General features: G+C 61.6%; 12 protein-coding genes and 1 pseudogene. 7 read left to right on the top strand and 6 right to left on the bottom strand.

The annotated features are described in order from the left end of the window. Positions 1-100: 100 nt before the first annotated feature. The 4 genes from RC54_RS11775 to RC54_RS11790 all read left to right on the top strand — a co-directional run bounded on the left by RC54_RS11775 (position 101) and on the right by RC54_RS11790 (position 4,745). Positions 101-622, top strand: coding sequence for a sigma-70 family RNA polymerase sigma factor (locus tag RC54_RS11775; protein WP_058897550.1), 522 nt, complete (start codon positions 101-103; stop codon positions 620-622). A gap of 34 nt (positions 623-656) precedes the next feature. Continuing rightward, on the top strand, positions 657-1,691 hold the full coding sequence (locus RC54_RS11780; protein ID WP_061789132.1) for a FecR family protein: 1,035 nt from the start codon (positions 657-659) through the stop codon (positions 1,689-1,691). 70 nt (positions 1,692-1,761) lie between these two features. Continuing rightward, the gene (locus RC54_RS11785) at positions 1,762-4,215 is read left to right on the top strand and encodes a TonB-dependent siderophore receptor (RefSeq protein WP_061789131.1); all 2,454 of its coding nucleotides are present in this window, start codon (positions 1,762-1,764) and stop codon (positions 4,213-4,215) included. An 8-nt stretch (positions 4,216-4,223) separates the two neighbouring features. Further along, positions 4,224-4,745, top strand: coding sequence for an RNA polymerase factor sigma-70 (locus RC54_RS11790; RefSeq protein WP_058895434.1), 522 nt, complete (start codon positions 4,224-4,226; stop codon positions 4,743-4,745). On the opposite strand, the gene RC54_RS11795 is transcribed toward RC54_RS11790, so the two are convergent. The 3 genes from RC54_RS11795 to RC54_RS11810 form a co-directional block, all read right to left on the bottom strand. Then, positions 4,742-5,998, bottom strand: coding sequence for a PepSY-associated TM helix domain-containing protein (locus RC54_RS11795; RefSeq protein WP_058895435.1), 1,257 nt, complete (start codon positions 5,996-5,998; stop codon positions 4,742-4,744). The two genes, RC54_RS11790 and RC54_RS11795, sit on opposite strands and share 4 nt — an antisense overlap. Further along, the gene (locus RC54_RS11800) at positions 5,992-8,232 is read right to left on the bottom strand and encodes a TonB-dependent siderophore receptor (protein ID WP_244216474.1); all 2,241 of its coding nucleotides are present in this window, start codon (positions 8,230-8,232) and stop codon (positions 5,992-5,994) included. Before RC54_RS11800 ends, RC54_RS11795 begins: the two co-directional genes overlap by 7 nt. 417 nt (positions 8,233-8,649) lie before the next feature. After that, positions 8,650-9,884 (bottom strand): IS3 family transposase gene (locus RC54_RS11810; RefSeq protein WP_123020437.1). Its coding sequence is split into 2 segments (ribosomal slippage): positions 8,650-9,524 and positions 9,524-9,884, totalling 1,236 coding nucleotides; the frame shifts between segments, so codons are not numbered across the junction. Between the two features lie 401 nt (positions 9,885-10,285). Between RC54_RS11810 and RC54_RS25165 the strand changes: the two genes are divergently transcribed. The 3 genes and pseudogenes from RC54_RS25165 to RC54_RS11815 all read left to right on the top strand — a co-directional run. After that, positions 10,286-10,426 carry a hypothetical protein gene (locus RC54_RS25165; protein ID WP_164471204.1) on the top strand — a complete coding sequence of 47 codons (141 nt, stop codon included), beginning with the start codon at positions 10,286-10,288 and terminating at the stop codon, positions 10,424-10,426. A 633-nt stretch (positions 10,427-11,059) separates the two neighbouring features. Further along, positions 11,060-12,811: a type III secretion system effector XopF2 gene (xopF2, locus tag RC54_RS25170; protein ID WP_061790384.1), complete on the top strand. Its 1,752-nt coding sequence runs from the start codon at positions 11,060-11,062 to the stop codon at positions 12,809-12,811. Then, positions 12,780-12,925, top strand: a pseudogene (locus tag RC54_RS11815) (ISL3 family transposase); the annotation flags it as partial. The gene xopF2 and the pseudogene RC54_RS11815, both read left to right, overlap by 32 nt. On the opposite strand, the gene RC54_RS25970 reads toward RC54_RS11815, so the two are convergent. The 3 genes from RC54_RS25970 to RC54_RS11830 form a co-directional block, all read right to left on the bottom strand. Next, entirely contained in the window at positions 12,914-13,291 is a 378-nt protein-coding gene (locus RC54_RS25970; RefSeq protein ID WP_082803188.1) for a GNAT family N-acetyltransferase, read from the bottom strand. The pseudogene RC54_RS11815 and the gene RC54_RS25970 overlap by 12 nt on opposite strands. Before the next feature lie 108 nt (positions 13,292-13,399). Next, the gene (locus RC54_RS11825; RefSeq protein ID WP_061790385.1) at positions 13,400-15,169 is read right to left on the bottom strand and encodes an ABC transporter ATP-binding protein; all 1,770 of its coding nucleotides are present in this window, start codon (positions 15,167-15,169) and stop codon (positions 13,400-13,402) included. After that, on the bottom strand, positions 15,166-17,010 hold the full coding sequence (locus tag RC54_RS11830) for an ABC transporter ATP-binding protein (protein WP_082803189.1): 1,845 nt from the start codon (positions 17,008-17,010) through the stop codon (positions 15,166-15,168). The genes RC54_RS11825 and RC54_RS11830 overlap by 4 nt, the downstream gene beginning before the upstream one ends. Between the last annotated feature and the right edge of the window lie 17 nt (positions 17,011-17,027).

Raw genomic sequence — 17,027 nt, forward strand, 5'->3', positions numbered from 1 at the left:
TGGCTGGAAAACCAGCGGCAAAGCAGGGGCGCGTTGTAAAACTTCACATCCAAGAATAAAATGAGAATTATTACTATCTATGCCCTTCACCTTCGCCCCCATGTCCGTCCCGCACTCCGCCGATGCCCAGCGCTTCCACACGCTCTATCGCCAGCATCATGGCTGGCTGCAGCAATGGTTGCGGGCGCGCCTGGGCAGTAGCGTCGATGCAGCCGATCTGGCGCAGGATACCTTCGTGCGGGTGCTGGGCAAGCCGCGTGCGCTCGACGAAGTGCGTGAGCCGCGTGCCTGGCTCAGTCGCATCGCCCATGGGCTGGTGGTGGACAAGGTGCGACGTGATGAAGTCGAACGCGCCTGCCTGGACGCCATCGCCCGCCTGCCCGAGCCGCAGGCGATCTCGCCCGAGGCGCGGTTGCTGCTGGTGGAGGCGCTGGCGGCCATCGATGCCATGCTCGAAGGCCTGGGTGCCAGGGCGCGCGAGGCTTTCCTGATGTCGCGCTTGGAAGAGATGAGCTATCCCGAGATCGCGCGGAGCATGGGCGTGTCACTGAGCAGCGTGGAGAAATACATGGCCGCTGCCATCCGTCATTGCTATCTGATGCGGCAATCCTGGCAGCGCTAGGCGGCCATCCTCAGCACCCCGGCACCTCTGCACCATGGCCGCCCGCCCATCCCCCCAGCCGCCCGCCGCCGCGGCCGACCCGGTCCTGGATCAGGCCATCGCCTGGCTGGTCAAGTTGCGCGCCGACGCTGGCCGTACCGCCCCGGACGCCGTCTTGCAAGCGCGCATCGATGCCTGGCGCCTGGCTGATGCGCGCCATGAGGCTGTATGGGGCGAGCTGATGGCTGCTGAAGCCCAGTTCCAGCGCCTGGTGGCCTTGCCGGTGCCACCTGAGCAATGGCAGCAGCCGCTGTCCGAGCTGACCCGCACCCGCACGCGCCGTCAGGCGCGCCGGCGCTGGCTGGGTGGCGTGACACTGGGGCTGGGCGGTCTGGCCCTGGGGGCGCTGGCCGCGCGCCAAGCCGGTCTGTGGGAAGGGCTGGACGGCCAGCGCTACGCCACCGCGACCGGCCAGCACAGACGCCTGGCCTTGGGCGATGGCACACAACTGACCCTGGATACCGATACCAGCGTGCAGTTGCGTTTCGACGGCCGGCAGCGGCTGCTGGTGCTGCAGCAAGGCGACATCTTCATCGACACCGGCAAGGATGCGCTGGCCCCGCAGCATCGGCCCTTCCTGGTGCAGACCGCCCAGGCCCGCCTGCAGGCGCTGGGCACGCGCTTCGACGTGCGCCAGCAGCAGGGCAGCACGCGCCTGACCGTGCTCGAAGGCCGGGTCGCCGTCGCCACCGGCCAGGAACCCAGGACGGTCATCGAACCCGGTGAAACCGTGGACATCGATGCCCAAGGCCATCTGCGACGGCAAGCCACCGGCTCGGCCGCCATGGACCCGACGGCCTGGCTGGAGGGCAGTCTGGTGGCGCGCCAGATGCGGCTGGCCGAGGTGCTGGCCGAGATCGCGCGTTACCGCCATGGCTGGTTGCAATGCGATGCCGCCGTGGCGCAGTTGCGGGTGTCGGGGGTGTTCCAACTGCAAGATAGCGATGCTGCCCTGGAGTCACTGGCCCAGGCACTGCCGGTGGCCATCGAGCGACGCACGCGGTTCTGGGTGCGGGTCGTGCCCGCCTGAGGTCGATATGAATAATTGGGAAGGGCATTACGGGTTTTGAAGGGCTGGTTCGGCATACCAGTAGAACCTGATGAATTTTTCTTCCGAGATGCCCAACCCCACCTGCCTGCCATCCTCACCTTGCCATGCTGGCCGCCCCGGCCAGGGGCTGTGGCGCTTGCTGCTGGCCTGGAGCCTGCTGCTGGTGAGCGTGGCGGGCTGGTCGCAAGAGCTTGACCCGGCCCGACGCCACTACCAGATCAGCGCCGGCCCGCTGGAGGACGCCCTGAATCGCTTCGCGCGGCAGGCCGCCATCACCTTGTCCTACGCGCCAGACATGGTGCAGGGACGGCAGGCGCCCGCGCTGCAAGGCGATCTGGCCGTGGAAGAGGGGTTGGCGCGCCTGCTGGTCGGCAGTGGTCTGCGGGCGGTGCGTGCCGGTCATGGTAGCTATGCCGTGCAGTGGGAACTGCCCTCGTGGTCGCAGGGTGCAGCGGTGCCGCAGCAGGCGCAACCCCTCAAACTGGTCACCATCGTTGGTGGCCGCGATCCGCTGGTGGCGGGCGACGATGAATCCGGCTACGCCGCCAGCAGCAGCCAGACCGCCACCCGCACGGCCACGCCCTTGCTGGAGATCCCGCAATCGCTGTCGGTGGTGGGGCGGGCGGAGATGGAGGCGCGTGGCGCCGACAGCATCCTGGACGTGCTGCGCTATCTGCCCGGCGCCAATACCGAGACCCACGGGGTCGATCCGCGCGGTTACGACTATTTCAACCTGCGTGGCTTCATCAATGCCCAGAACACCAGCAATTACCTCAATGGCCTGCGCCAGATGGTGTCCGGCTTCGGCATGTTCCGCACCGAAGCCTACGGGCTGGAGCGGGTCGAAGTGCTGCGCGGCGCGGCCTCGGCCAGCTTCGGGCAGGCCGATCCGGGCGGGGTGGTCAATCGCATCAGCAAGCTGGCCGGCAGCGACGCCCCGGATGAGATCCTGGCGTCGCTGGGCAATTTCCAGCGCCGCCAACTGGCCGCCGACCTGAGCGGCCACGCCGACGATGGCCGGTTGCAGGGGCGTATCGTCGGGCTGGCGCTGGACAGCCACACCCAGTTCAGTTACGGCAATGGCCGCGCCGTCGAGAACGATCGTCTCTATCTGGCGCCTTCGCTGAAGCTGCAACTGGCACCGCAGACCAGCCTGATCCTGCTGGCCGATTATCTGCAGGACCGCAATGGCAGCGGTCGCTGGACGGCGGTGCGGCCCGATGGCAGCCTCACGCATACCCTGGTGGGTGACCCCGGCATCGATCAGCAGCGCGGCGAGCAATGGTCGCTGGGCTGGCAACTGGAGCATCGTCTCGACGATCAGTGGCGCCTGCAGCAGGATTTCCGCCAAGCCGGCCTGCGCTCGCAGTACTCGGTGTTGAATCCCGGCAGCCTCAACGGCAACCTGCTGGCGCGCAGCAGCGCCCGTTACGATACCCAGCTTGAGAGCAGCCAGCTCGATACCCGCCTGCAGGGCCAGTGGCGGCAGGGCGCGCTTGACCACACCCTGCTGCTGGGGCTGGACCTGACGCGCCTGCGCCAGCGCGAGCAGCGCTATCGCGGCGATGCACCCAGCCTGGATCTGGCGCAACCGGTGTATGGGCTGCCCATTGCCATGGCCTCGCAGTTGGTTGCGCAATTGGCAGAAGACATGCAGCAAAGCGGCCTCTACCTGCAGGACCAGATCCGCCAGGGGCCGCTGGTGTGGACCCTGGGCAGCCGCTACGATCGCGTCATCGATACCAACCGCAATACGCTGGCCCAGACGCGCCAGGACACCCGGGCTCACGCCTGGAGCCATCGCCTCGGCGTCTCTTGGAAGCTCACCCCCACGCTGGCGCCTTACCTTAACTACAGCACCGCCTTCCTACCCCAGCCTGGCCAGGATGCCAATGGCCAGCCCTTTGCCCCCACTCATGCACGTCAGCTCGAAGCCGGCCTCAAGTTCCAGCCGCAGCAGGGGCGGGCGATCTACACGGCGGCATTGTTCCAGATCACCAAGGATCACGTGCTCTCGAACGATCCTGGCCATGCCAATTTCTACGTTGACCAGAGCCAGGTGCGCTCGCGCGGGCTGGAACTGGAAGCACGCGGCGAACTGTGGCCGGGCCTGAACCTGCTGGCCGCCTATAGCTATACCCAGGCCCTCAATATCGCCCAGGCCGATCCCGGCTTGCTGGGCAAGTCGCCGGTGCTGGTGCCGCGTCAGGCCGCCAGCCTGTGGCTGGACTACACCCCGGGCGATGCCTGGCCCGGCCTGGGGCTGGGCGGCGGCGCGCGCTACAGTGGCGCCAGCTACGCCAATGCCGACAACAGCGTGTGCAATGCCGCCACCGTGCTGCTGGACGCCATGCTGCGGCTGGACCAGGGGCGCTGGCGCTACAGCCTCAACGTCAGCAACCTGGCCAACCGGCGCAATACCTCTTGCCTGGCCGAACCCACGCTGACCTGTTTCTGGGCCGAAGAACGGATGGCGGTCTTGAGTGCCCGTTATCGTTGGTAGGGAAGACCATGCGACCAGAATCCATACAAGCTGCCGGCTTCGACCTTTCCCTGCACCAGCATTTCATCGGCCAGCGTCAACGCCTGCGCGAGGCGGCCCAGCGTATCCTCGGTTGTCCGTATCGGGCCGAAGACGTGGTGCAGGATGCCTACCTGAAGATCCATGAAGTCCCGGCATCCTTCGACATCCGCCAGCCGCAGGCCTATCTACTGCGCATTGTGCGCAACCTGGCCATCGACCACCATCGCCGCAGCGCCTTCGAGAGCGATGTCTTCGCCGCCGAGGAAGACGGCCTGGCCGTGCATGAAGAAGCCCAAGGCCCGGAAGCCATCGCCATCGGCCGCCAGACATTGGCGTGCATCAGCCAGGCGCTGGACAGCTTGCCGGCGCGCACGCGGCGTGCCTTCGAGCTGTACCGGCTGGCCGGCCTGAGCCAGCGCGAGATCGCCGCCGAACTCGGGGTGTCGGTGACGCTGGTCAATTTTCTGATCCGCGATGCGCTGGCCAGTTGCCGCCAGCACCTGGCCTAGGGCCTGCACTGCTTGGTGGGCGCTCTGCGGGCGGCGCGCTTTTTCCACCAGATCACGATGCCGGTCACCGTCAGCAGGCTCACCACCAAGCCCAATGCGGCCAGGAAGATGCGCCACGGCAGTCCCCACACCTGGCCCATGTGCAGTGCACCGATCCAGTTGCTGAAGGTATTGCCGCTGCGGTCGCCGGTGGGCAGCCAATGGCCGAGTATCTGGCCGCTGCGGGCATCGATGAGCAGACCGGTATTGCCGGCGTCGCTGCGCAAGTCTGCATTGCTGTGGACCATGTATGCATACAAGCCACGGCGACGGTCGAAACTTAACCTGTCCTCGAAATCGATGTGCAGCCCGCGTTCCCGGGCAAAGCCGGCCATGGCTTGGCGCGCCATCGCATGGGCCTGCGGCCAGTCCATGGGCGGCTGCGCCATGGGCTGCGGTAAGCGCGCGGGGCCGCGCCAACTGGTGTCGAAGGGCAGCAGGCGCGACATGACCGGCAGGTAGATCTGGTCGCGCAGGTTGAACATCACGCTGGACCAGGCCAGCAACAACAGCACCACCCACAGCCACAGCGCGCAGGCGCGGTGCAGGTCAAGGTTGACGCGATAGAAACCGGCCTGCCATTTGATCAGCCAGGCCGGTTTCCACTTCACCAGGAACGGCCGCGCCCGTGGCCAGGTGAGGATCAAGCCGACCAGGCAATCCAGGGTCCACAAGGTCGCCACCGTACCCATCAGCAGCGCCCCTGCCACGCGGGGCAGGGCCAGCGAATGATGCAGGTTGAAGATGAAGGGCATCAGCTCGGCGGGCTTGAGACTGATCTTCTGGCGGTCGCGCCGGCCTTGGATCGCCCCGGTGTAGGGATTGACCCAGATTTCATCGTAGCCCAGCACATAGGGCCGGCCGCTGGCCGGATCCATCGCCGGCTCGACCAGGAAACGCACCGTGCGGCCCGGCTGGGGATGCAGCATCAACTGGTTGAGCTGGGCGCGCGGTGCCAGCTCTTGTGCCACCCGTTGCCGCAACTGGTAAGGATCGAGCAGCGCCGTGGCCGATTGCCCCGCGGCGGGCTGGGCCAGGTGCAGCTCGGGCGCCAGCCACAGTTCCAGTTCATCCTCGAACACCAGCAGGCTGCCGGTGATGCTGGCCACCAGCAGGAACAGGGCGATGACTAGCCCGTTCCAGCGGTGCATCAGCACCAGGTGCTGGCGGCGCGGCGCGTGACGGCACAGCCAGGCGGCCAGGCTGCTTACCATCGCGTGCTCAACTGGATCAGACCGGTGCGACGCGCGCCGTACTCGCAGTATTCCGAGCAGAAGGCATAGACGCGATCGGTAACGTTGTTGAGCTTGAGGGCCAGCTCGATGTTGCGCCAGTCAGCGTTCCAGCGTCCCAGGTCGAGACGGGCTCCGAAGTCCAGCAGGGTCACGGCCGGTGTCTCGAAGGTATTGAGCGCATTGCCATAGGCGCGGCCGATGTAGCGCACCCCGGCCGAGAGATGGGTGCCGGCTAACATGCCGCGCTGGAAGCCATAGTCCACCAGCACGCCCGCGTTGTGCTTGGCTGCGCCCGGCAGGGCCTTGCCTTCGGTGCTGGTGGCGCTACTGGTGGAGGTATTGCTGGTCACCTTGGCATTGGTGTAGCTGTAGCTGGAAGTCAGGCTCAGGCCATCGGTGAGCGCGACCTTGCCCTCCAGCTCCACTCCTTTGGAACGCGCGGCACCGGTCTGCAGCGAGTAGCCCGCATGAAGCAGGTCGGCGGTGGCCACGTTCTGGCGGCGCAGGTCGAACACGGCTAGCGTGAAGAGGGCATTGGTATTGAGCGGCGCGTACTTGAGCCCGGCTTCGTATTGCTTGGCGCGTTCCGGTTTGAGCATGTCGCCGCCGAAGCTGGTACCGGTGGTGGGGGTGAAGGATTCGGTATAGCTCAGGTAGGGCGACAGACCATTGGCCAGTTCATGCACCAGGCCCAGGTTGCGGGTATTGGCGCGGTCGCTGCGCTCGCTGCTGGTGCGGGCGATGGCATTGTTGACGGTCTGTTGCGAACGGTCGTGGCGCAGGCCGGCCGAGACGAACCAGCGCTCGGCAATCTGCAGTTGATCCTGAAGATAGACGCCCAACTGGTCATCGACGGTGCGCAGGTTGTAGTTTTCCGCCACTGCGGGCAGGGTGCGGTAGTTGGTGGTGTAGAGATTGGAGAGCACGTAGCCGGCCAGGGTATTGGGGCTGACGTAGCCGCGCACGGTGCCGCCGGTGTGGTGGAAATCCACTCCCATCAAGACCTTGTGCTTGACCGCGCCGGTGCTGAAGTCGGCCTGCAATTGGTTGTCGGTGGTGAAGGTGTCGGAGTCGGTGCCCAGGCGCCAGCGCTGCAGCGCTGCCGTGGCCGATTGCGTGGCCGGGTAGAAGGCGGCGAAACGCATACTGTTGCGCTCGCCGTTGTAGTCGGTATAGCGCAGATTCTGGCGGAAGCTCCAGACCTCGTTGAACTGGTGCGAGAACTGCGAAGACAGCGACCAGTTCTCGTAGTGCTCGTTGTTGTCGGCGCTGCGCCCCACGGCGGTGCTGGTGGGAATCTGGCCATTGGGATTGGCGCTGACCGTGCCGCTGGCCGGGAACAGGTTATTGGCCAGGCCATCGCTGCGCTGGTATTCGAAGCGCCCGGTCCACTCGGTCGCTGCCGAGGGGTGCCAGGTAATGGCTGGTGCCAGGAAGACACGCCGATCCACCGTGCCATCGACCTGGGTGCCGGCATCGCGCGCCAGGCCCGTGATGCGGTAGGACCACACGCCGGCCTCATCGAGCGCGCCACCGAAGTCGCCGGCCACCTGCTTGCGGTCGAAGCTGCCGACTTGTACCTGCAATTCGTGCAGGGGGCTGGTGGTCGGTTTCTTGGAGACCACGTTGATCAATCCGCCTGGCGAATTCTGGCCGAACATCACCGAGGCCGGGCCGTGCAGCAGCTCGATGCGCTCCAGGCCATAGGGTTCGGGGGCATAGCGGCTGTAGCTGGCGTTGGACGCGGTGAGCATCCCGTCGCGATAGAAGGAACCGCCATTGTTGAGCGCAAAGCCGCGCAGCAGCGAACCGGTATCGACCACGGCAAAGGCACCGGTGGACACTTGTACGCCGCTGGTATAGCCCAGCGCTTCAGAGACGCTGCGCGCCTGCTGGGCGGCGATCTGGTCGGCGGTCACCACCGAGATCGATTGCGGGATCTCGGTGATCGGGGTATCGGTCTTGGTGGCGGTGGCGCTGCGTTTGGCCACGAAGCCATGCACCGGACCGGTGGCCTGTTCCTGCTGACCGGCGGTGACGGTGACCTGAGGCAGGGCGCTGTCGCTGGTGGTGGTCTGAGTCTGAGTCTGGGCCCAGGCCGGGGCAGAGACTGACAGGCCCAGCAGCGCCAGGCGCAGGGAGCGCACCATCAGGCGCTGGGGCAGGGAGGCCGGGGGGCAGGAGGAAGGCTTGCGCAATGTTCTTGTCATCATGGTCGAGAGCGGTGGTCGCAATGAGGGATCGCCAGCGGCGCTGGCGCGGGCCGGATGGTCCGCTCTCTGGATGACGAATGAGAAAGCTTATTGTTTATGAAATTCTTTTTGCAGCGGTAGGGCAGCCGTTGTTCGAGGCAAAAAAAAATTCTTCGAAGAGTTCCGTGGACTGATTTGCTGAGTTTTGTTTCCTGACGGCTTATTGAATAGTCCTCAGGAGGCAAGATGTTGGATCGCAAGACACTTCAGGCACTGGGTTGCTGGACGGGATACAAGCTGGATCGCGTCGTACTTCAGTTCATATCGAGGGGAAGAAATGAAACGCATGATTACGGCGTTACTGATGGCGTACAGCACGCTCGGGACTTTGCTGGATGCTCTGTAGTTGCCCCCGCAATTCAGGACACTCAGACATCGTTAAGTTAGTGATGCTGCAGCCCGTCTGAACTCGCGAGGCGAGCGGTATTTCAGGGCCTTGTGCGGATGGTGCTCATTGTATTGCTCGAAGGCAGAGGCCAGATGTGTGAGCGCCGTGGGCACATCGGGCTTGTCCATGAAGGCGATGTAATCATGTTTCATCGTTTTTACGAACCGCTCCGCCATGCCGTTACTCTGTGGCGAGCGCACGGGCGTGGTCAAGGGCTCCAGTCCCAGCTCGCGCGCGAAGCTGCGTGTGCGATGGTCGATGTAGGCAGAGCCGTTGTCGCTGAGCCATTCAATCACCTCTGGAGTCTGCGTGCTCCCAAACCGCTGCTCTACGGCAGCCAGCATCACGTCGCGCACGACATCCCCGCTATGCCCACCGGTAGTGGCCGCCCAGCTGATGGCCTCACGGTCACAACAATCCAGCGCAAACGTCACTCGCAATGCAGACCCGTCATCGCAACGGAATTCGAAGCCGTCCGAACACCAGCGCGCATTACTTTGCTTGACCGCTACGCTACCATCGTGGCGTCGATTGTCACGTCTCACACCAGGGCGGCGCAGCAGCAACTCGTGCTCTCGCATGACGCGATAGACCCGCTTATGGTTCACGCACGCCTGGCCCAGGGATTCCCGGCTACGTCGCAGCAAAGCCCAGATGCGGCGATAGCCATAGCTCGGCAAGCTCGCAACATGCAGTTCAATCTCTTCGAGCAAGCCGCTGTCGTCGACTTTGCGAACACTGCGGCCATCTCGCCATTCCGGGCTCCGGGCTCGTTTTACTGCCACTGCAGAGCGCGCCACACCGAGAACGTCACAAACCACTTTCATTGGTCGTCCTCCGGCAGCAAGGGCGAGCGCGCAATCAGGTTTTTTGACCGGCCCCATTCGACGGCCTCGCGCAGAATCTCGTTCTCCATGCTCTTCTTGCCCAACAGCCGCTGCAGTTCTTTGATTTCCTTGATGGCCGCGGCCAGCTCCGAGGCCGGCACTACCGTCTCGCCAGCCTTGACGGCGGTCAGACTGCCTTCCTGGTACTGCTTGCGCCAACCAAACACCTGGTTCGCGTTCACCCCGTGTCGCCTGGCAACGGCTGATACGGAAGCTCCAGGAGCCAAGGTCTCCTGGACGATGGCTATTTTCTCTTGGGGCGTGCGTCTTCTGCGACGCTCCGGCTCGGTCAGAATCTCGATATGGTCCACGGTTTGCCTAGTCGTAAAACTGGTCATAAGACTGTCCTCTATTTTAAGAGAGTCTTCGTGTCCTGAGATTCAAGGGGCTATTCCATGCTCCGTTTTAAATGTAATTTGTGCGAATAAAAATGCGAGGGTGCTTAGGAAAATCTATTGTTGAGCCTAATTTCACTGTCCTATTTCATTTCCATGCAGATCAAATTTCAACGGTAGAGCTTTCATTTAAACGCTTTCATTATATTTTTTTTCATAGTGGAATCAGCGTTTATCAAAGAAGAGAAAGGCGGTAGTTAATATTTACAAAACCTTACGATTCTTATTTTCAGGTCATTAGTTCGTAAGTAATTTGTCAGCCTAAAAATGCGAGCTTATATAAGAATGAATACGTCATCTCCCGTTGAGATGACATTAACCACATTTGTAAGGAGTTATATTCCATGCGTATCATCAAGACTGTTGTAGCTGCTGTTTTGTTGGTTGGTTTCGCATCCTCTGTCTTTGCGGAGCCTACCTTGGCCAGTGGTCACCGTTACACCAGAGCTTGCGAAGATATTGACGGCGTGAAGATTTGCTACTAAAACATCTAGCACATCTAGCGAGAAAAAAGGCCCCGGACTTTATGAACTGACCCCATAAAGTTGCACGGTCAATGCCGGTTAAGGCCTCAAGGACTGCGTTCTGTACTGCACAGGACTCAGTCCTTTTAATTTGCTCTTGATGCGGTGGTGGTCCGTGTCGCTGCCGTTGTCAGGTAGTGAAGGGGGAAATTGGAGTTGATCAATTCTTCGAGCAAATTAACAGTACGGCTAAAGTTTGAGAGCCCCGGGTGCTCATGCCATAAAAACCGGCTCTGAGACTTATCATTTTGTACGGATTCTTTCCTGTAAGAGGAGTTACTTATTTCATGGGAGCGAGTGACGCTTCAGCGGGCTTTTACTGTTGCCGCGTACGTATAGCGAGTCAGTAAAGCTTGCCGAAACTGCGTTTCCGCTTTACTACACTTACTGATATAGAAGGGTTGAAAGTAAACCATGAGAATTCCTGACGCAGCGGCGTATGATCCAGTAAATCCTGAAGTTGAAGTCGAGATAGAAGAAGTTCATTCGTCACCTTTACCAGGCCCTTCACCTGCCGTTGAATGTTCTTTGAATGCTCATACTCGAAGAACGCGGTTCGAAGAAAGCTCCACGAGCAAGCGCTTGCGCGACGAAATGGCTTGCAGAAATATACGGGCTTCAGAGAGCCGAGAGAGCGAAGTTAGCATTGATATTTCCGAGCAGACGCTGGTGCAGGTTGCACTCGATGAAATTCCTTGGTCCACTCGCGCGGCCGAAGATCAGCCGTACCATGAGAAACAGAGACAACTGGAGCGACTCTTTGTTGATTGGGCAGCGCAACATGTCAAGGCTAGGCAGCAAGCTTTTGGCCCAGCCTACGTGTTGGGGGTGGACATGCGTGCGCCGGTGAAAGAGGCTTTGTTGCCTGCTCTCTATGACGGTATTCGGCAATTTATTTATACCGCTTCGCTAGAACCGATTCGTAATGCAGCCGTCACTGCACTTGACCCGCACAAGAATGAAGAAGGTAGAGATATTGGTGAACTGAATACTGAGTTTAGTTCGACGATGATCGGTGGTGCCGTAGGAGGTGCTACTGCCTATATGGCGGAGGTCTGGTTATTGGAAGCAATGGACAGGCGCGCAAGCCTTTTAAATTTAGCTCGGCTGGATCCGGTTGACGTACATCTGCTAGCTCCCGACCCTGGGCCAGTTCGGCTGCGACTGGTGAATGGAACGAAGGAATATTGGTGTCCTGCTTCTGATGATGATGGCGGGCATGCTGAAAGGGGAAAGGATGACGCGGATCCGAGTTTGCCTCATGATAGTGATCCGACTCTAACGATGTTAAAAGATAAAGCCGCTGAGCTTAGGGCCGTGTGCGCACGATGGCAAGGGAATATTAGAGGAAAGGGTATGTTGTCCTGGTTCAGGCCGGGACTTAATGGAGCTTTTAATACCGCCCGCAGAGCGCTTTCGACAGGGCAATTGTTGGAGTCTCCGTTGCCAGTATTCGGTACCTCTGTGCTGGCGGCCAGTGCCGGGGCTGTTTCTAATTTTACGATCGGCATGGGCAAGGCTATACCATGGATATCGCAAGTTCGGTCGGAGAACCTCATTGGCGGAACGCAAACGCTTAATCTCTTCAAGTTGACAAAACCGCAGGCGGATAAGCCGCTTCTTTCATGGGGCGATGCCGCTGCTTTTACAAACTATGCCAAGGATGTCATGTGGGAAATGAAGGAGCGTTTAAGGCATTCGATTAATCCGCAGCGCTCATGGCGGGATTTCTCATTTCAGGCGCAGGATGTTTTGCGAAATGTCGCCCTAAGCGCTATCGGAAGTATGTTGTCAGCGGGTGCAGGAAGCAAATTAGCCGAGCTCGCTCGCCGCGGAGATCCGACCCCGTTTTCTGGAGAGTCGTTCAGATCCAGACCGCGTCTTTTGCAACAGTTTGCTGAGAGCGCCACCTACGACTACGTTTGGGAAGCTTTCACTAAGTTCACCAAAAGTGATGCCTATAATCTCTCGCAAAGCTTGGATAGGGCCCACGACCAGAAGCAGCTATCACTGCTACTTCAAGCTAAGCAAGCGTCTAGAGAACTGTCTTTATTGTTATATAAGTGGCGTAAATTGATGCCTGTGCCTATTCAGAGAATTGAGCAGATTGGGGAGGCAAATCACCTATTGAATAAGGATCTCAATGTGAGAGAGATCATAGCTATTCGTGAGGTACTAAAGAGTGATGCGGTATCCACTTGCCAAAGAACGGCGATTCAACTTCATTTTTATGCGAAACTGCTCGCTGCGACAGAGAAGGTCATTGGGCTGATCAGGCAGCGGGATGCGTTGGTGGCCAGACGTAGTCCGGCCGCTTCACGTGTCGCGTCGCCGGGTCTGGTGTGAACAATGTGGCGGTCCAAGGCTTGAGCGCCTGGATTGGCTAGGCCGGTATTAGCGCGTGTCACCGCACGCTTGGCGAGAGCGTGCGGACAGCTAAAATACAACCTAGCTGTAGAACTTCCCTGTGGGCCTCGATATGACCCAAAGAGTCTCAAGTTCCAATGGGTTTGAGGGGAGGCGCTGAGTGCGTGCGGTCGGCGTAAAACCGAACTTGCGGTAGAACGCCGCAGCTCGGGCATTTGAATTGGCAACCCATGCATTTACGCTCTCAACTCCCCGAGTAAATAGCCATCTGTTTGCTTCGTCCACGAGCATCGTTGCTCCGTTTGAGCCGCGATGGTTGGGCGCTAGCCAGAGCGCGCAGATGTACCCTGGCCTGAGGATGCCGACTCTATAAATGCGCCAACTGTACCGACAACAGACATCTCGTGGTTGAGGTTTCAGAGGTTGCATGGCGCGCAGCAATCCCGCAACACTTTGCATGAAGCATGCCCATGGAAGGGTATGGGGCGGGGGGATGGTAAGGGCTGCCGCAAGCCCGTAGTCAGATCAACGTCGCGGCGATGACATCAGAACGTCAATCTGAGTTGCTCAATGCAGGCCCAACTGCCAGGACTGCCCTTGGCTCCATGCCGACCAAAGCTGCTGGTAAAGCGTGCAGCGGCGTAGCAGTTCGGCATGGCTGCCGCAGTCGATCACCTTGCCCTGATCCATCACTACGACCTGGTCTGCCGCGACCGCGTGATCCAGGCGGTGCGCCACCATGATGGTTGTGCGTCCTGGCAGCAGCTCACGCAGCGCGCAGCGGATGGCGTGATCATTTTCAGCATCCAGCGCCGAGGTCATTTCGTCGAACAGCACGATAGGTGCATCCTTGAGCAAGGCGCGGGCGATGGTGAGTCTTTGCTTCTGTCCGCCGGAGAGATTGCGTCCCAATTCAGCCAACTGGGTGTCGGCTCCATCCGGCATCGCATCTACGAAAGCTTCGCACTGGGCGGCGCGCAGAGCGGCGCGTAGTTGCTCCGGCGTGGCATGGCGGGCGCCGGCTGCGATGTTGCTGGCGATGCTGTCCTGGAACAGCAGGCCATCCTGGAACACCATGCTGATGCGCGCCAGATGGTCGCCCAGCGCAACCGCGCGGATATCCTGACCGTCCACCAGGATGCGACCACTGCTGGTGTCGTGGAAGCGCGCCAGCAGTTGCAGCAGGGTCGACTTGCCCGCGCCGCTGGGGCCGACGATCACGGTGGTCTTGCCAGCGGGGAAATCGAGATCAAGATTGTGCAGCACCGGCTCGCCAGGCCGGTAACCGAAGCTGACCTGCTCCAGCCGGATCTGCGCCTCTCCCGCTGCCACCTCCGCGTGGCCGTCGGGAAGAGCGGGATGGGCCAGCAGGGCGGCATGAGCGGCCATGGCTTCCTTGCTGGCCAGTGCCTGGAAGCGTTGCGCCAACAGGGATTCTATGGGCTGGCTCAGGGTGCTCAGCACCGCCAGCACGATGAGCAGTTGGGCGCCGTCGAGATGGCCGTCCAGATAGCGCCATCCGGCAAAGCTCAGGGCGGCTGCCATCACTAGGCCGAACAGGCTGTTGGCGAGCAACAGACCTGGCGCCAGCTTCCAGCTGGTGCGCTGGTAAAACTGTCGCAGTTGCTGGTTGTGCTGGGTAAATCGCTGCTTGATGCGGGCATCGTCCTGGTAGGCGCGCAGTACCGGCAGGCCGGCGCTGAGTTCGCCCAGATGGCGCGAGACCTGTTCCAGCTGCGCCTGCTGCTGCCGTGCGCTGGCCAACATCCTGCGCCCGATCTGCTCCAGCACCAGTACCGCTACGGCCAGCAAGACCACGACCAACAAGGCCAGCGTCAGGTCCAGCCACCCCAGCGCGCCGATCAGGGCAGTCAGCAGCAACGCGTTGCTGATCTGCTGGGCGATCCCGAAGGAAGAAAATTCTTCCACCCAGCGCAGGTCATGCACGATGAAGCGCGACAGGCGCTCGCTGGGAAAAGCGCGCGCGAGCAAGCCCAGAGGAACCTTCATGGCGTGGGCGACCAGGCTGGAGCGTAATTGCCCGGTGACGCGATAGCCCTCCATGAACAGGGCAGTCTGCGCCGAGGAAGTCATCAGCAGCCGCAGCAGCGGGCAGGCGCACGCCAGCAGCACCGTCCAGTAAGGTGGTGCTGCCTGCGCCCCGCGCAGCAGGCTGCCCAGCAAGATGGCCGCGCAGAGATAGGGGATAGCGCTGAGCAGACCATCCAGCATCATGATGCACAGTGCGCGCAGATAACGTCGCCGTTCCTGGGCGGGGGTGTTGCCGAACCAGGTGTGGACAATCTGCTTCCAGCTCAGGGTCTGTCGGGTCGTCATGAGAGGGCGGGAGAAGAGGGTTCGGAGGTTGGCTGCGCGGGCGTGACGGCGTGGGCGTGCTGCATTTGCCACAGGCTGGCATAGCGCCCTTGCTGCAGCAGCAGTGCGGCATGCTGGCCTTGCTCGACCACGCGCCCTTGTTCCAGCACGACGATCTGGTCGGCGTGCGCGATGCTGCTCAGGCGGTGGGCGATGACCAGTACGGTCTTGTCAGCGGCCAGGGCCGAGAGGGCCAGTTGGATGCGATGTTCATTGAGGGCGTCGGCCTGGGAGGTGGCTTCGTCCAGCAGCAGGATGGGCGCATTCTTGAGAATGGCCCGGGCGATGGCCAGACGTTGTTGTTCGCCGCCCGAGAGCAGTGCGCTGCCCGGCGCCAGCAGGGTCTGGTAGCCCTGCGGCAGCGCCATGATGAACTCATGCGCCTGTGCCGCCCGCGCTGCTTGGATGACTTCCTCTTCGGTGGCGGTAGGTTTGCCCAAGCGGATGTTGTCGGCAATGCTCATGTCGAAGAGCTGGTTTTCCTGGAAGATGCAGGTGATGTTCTGGCGCAATGTCTCGCGCGTGTAGTCGTTGATCGGTCGCTCACCCAGCAGGATGCGGCCGCTGGTCACATCCCAGTGACGCAGCAAGAGCTTCACCAGCGTCGATTTGCCCGAACCGCTGCCGCCGACCAGGGCGGTAGTGGTGCCGGGATGCAGGGTCAGGCTGAGATTGTCCAGCACCGCCTGCTGGTGATAGGAGAACGAAACCTGCTCGCAGCGGATGGTGATTTTCTCGGGCAGGGACGTGTGGCTGCCCTCGCTCTGTTCAGGAGCGCCCAGCAATATGTCCAGGTGTTCGAAGGCCTGTTGCTGTTGCACGAAGCGATTGGAAAAACCGGCCAGCTTGGTCAAGAGGTTGCCCAGCCCAGGCGTGAAGAAGACAAAGAAGCACAGGGTGGCCAGGTCCAGGCTGCCCTGCTGGTGCCACCACAGGCCCAGCGGCAGCAGCAACAGCAGCGGTGAGCTCACCAGCACCTGCATCACCAGATTGGGCAGCAGCGCGCCACGCACCCAGCGATGGGCGGTGCCGACATAGTCACCATTGGCTTCTTCCACCCGGGCCTGCATGGCGGCCCCGCTGTTGAACAGGCGTGCGGCGGGCATGGTGCGCAGGATCTCGGTCATGGCCTTGAACAGCTTGCCCTGGTTGAGATAGAAGTCCTGGGCAATGTCGTGCCGCTTGCGCATGAGCAGCATGCAGGCCACCATCCCCAGTACCAGGCTCGACAGCGAAGCCAGGCTGAGTCGCCAGTCCACTGCGAAGAGGGCGGCGATGACGATGAGCGGTGCAATGAAGTGCGAAGTCAGTTCCGGGATCAGATGGGCCAGGCCATCTTCGAGTTGCTCGACGTCGTCGATCACCACCTGCCGGATCTTCTGTGAAGAATGGTCCTGGAAAAAGCCCAGTGGCACATTGACCAGCCTGGAGAGCAACTGGCCGCGCAGCTCGGTCTGGATGTCTGCCGCCATCAGGTGCGAGCTCACCTGGCTGGCCAGGAAGCACAGCCGCCCCGCCAGCGTCCCGCCAATGAGCCAGCCGACCAGGGCAATGAGGCGCTCCTGGTCGAGCGACGCATGCAGCAGCGCCAGGCTGAACTGATAGGCCACTAAGTTGGGCGTGAGGCTCAGGATGGCCGCAGCAATGCCGGCCAGCGTGGCAATGAGCAGGGGACCTGGTCTCGTACGGGTCAGCGCCAGCAGCCGGGAGACTGCGCCAGGCGCAGGGGCAGCGCGCGCTGCGGAAGCAGAGGCAGCCTCAGGAGGGGCCGCATCCGATGGGGTCAGAGGAGTCGCTTGCACGGCAGCACCTTTCTTGG

It is taken from the genome of Herbaspirillum rubrisubalbicans, from assembly GCF_003719195.1.
GTDB classification, from domain to species: Bacteria; Pseudomonadota; Gammaproteobacteria; order Burkholderiales; family Burkholderiaceae_D; genus Herbaspirillum; species Herbaspirillum rubrisubalbicans.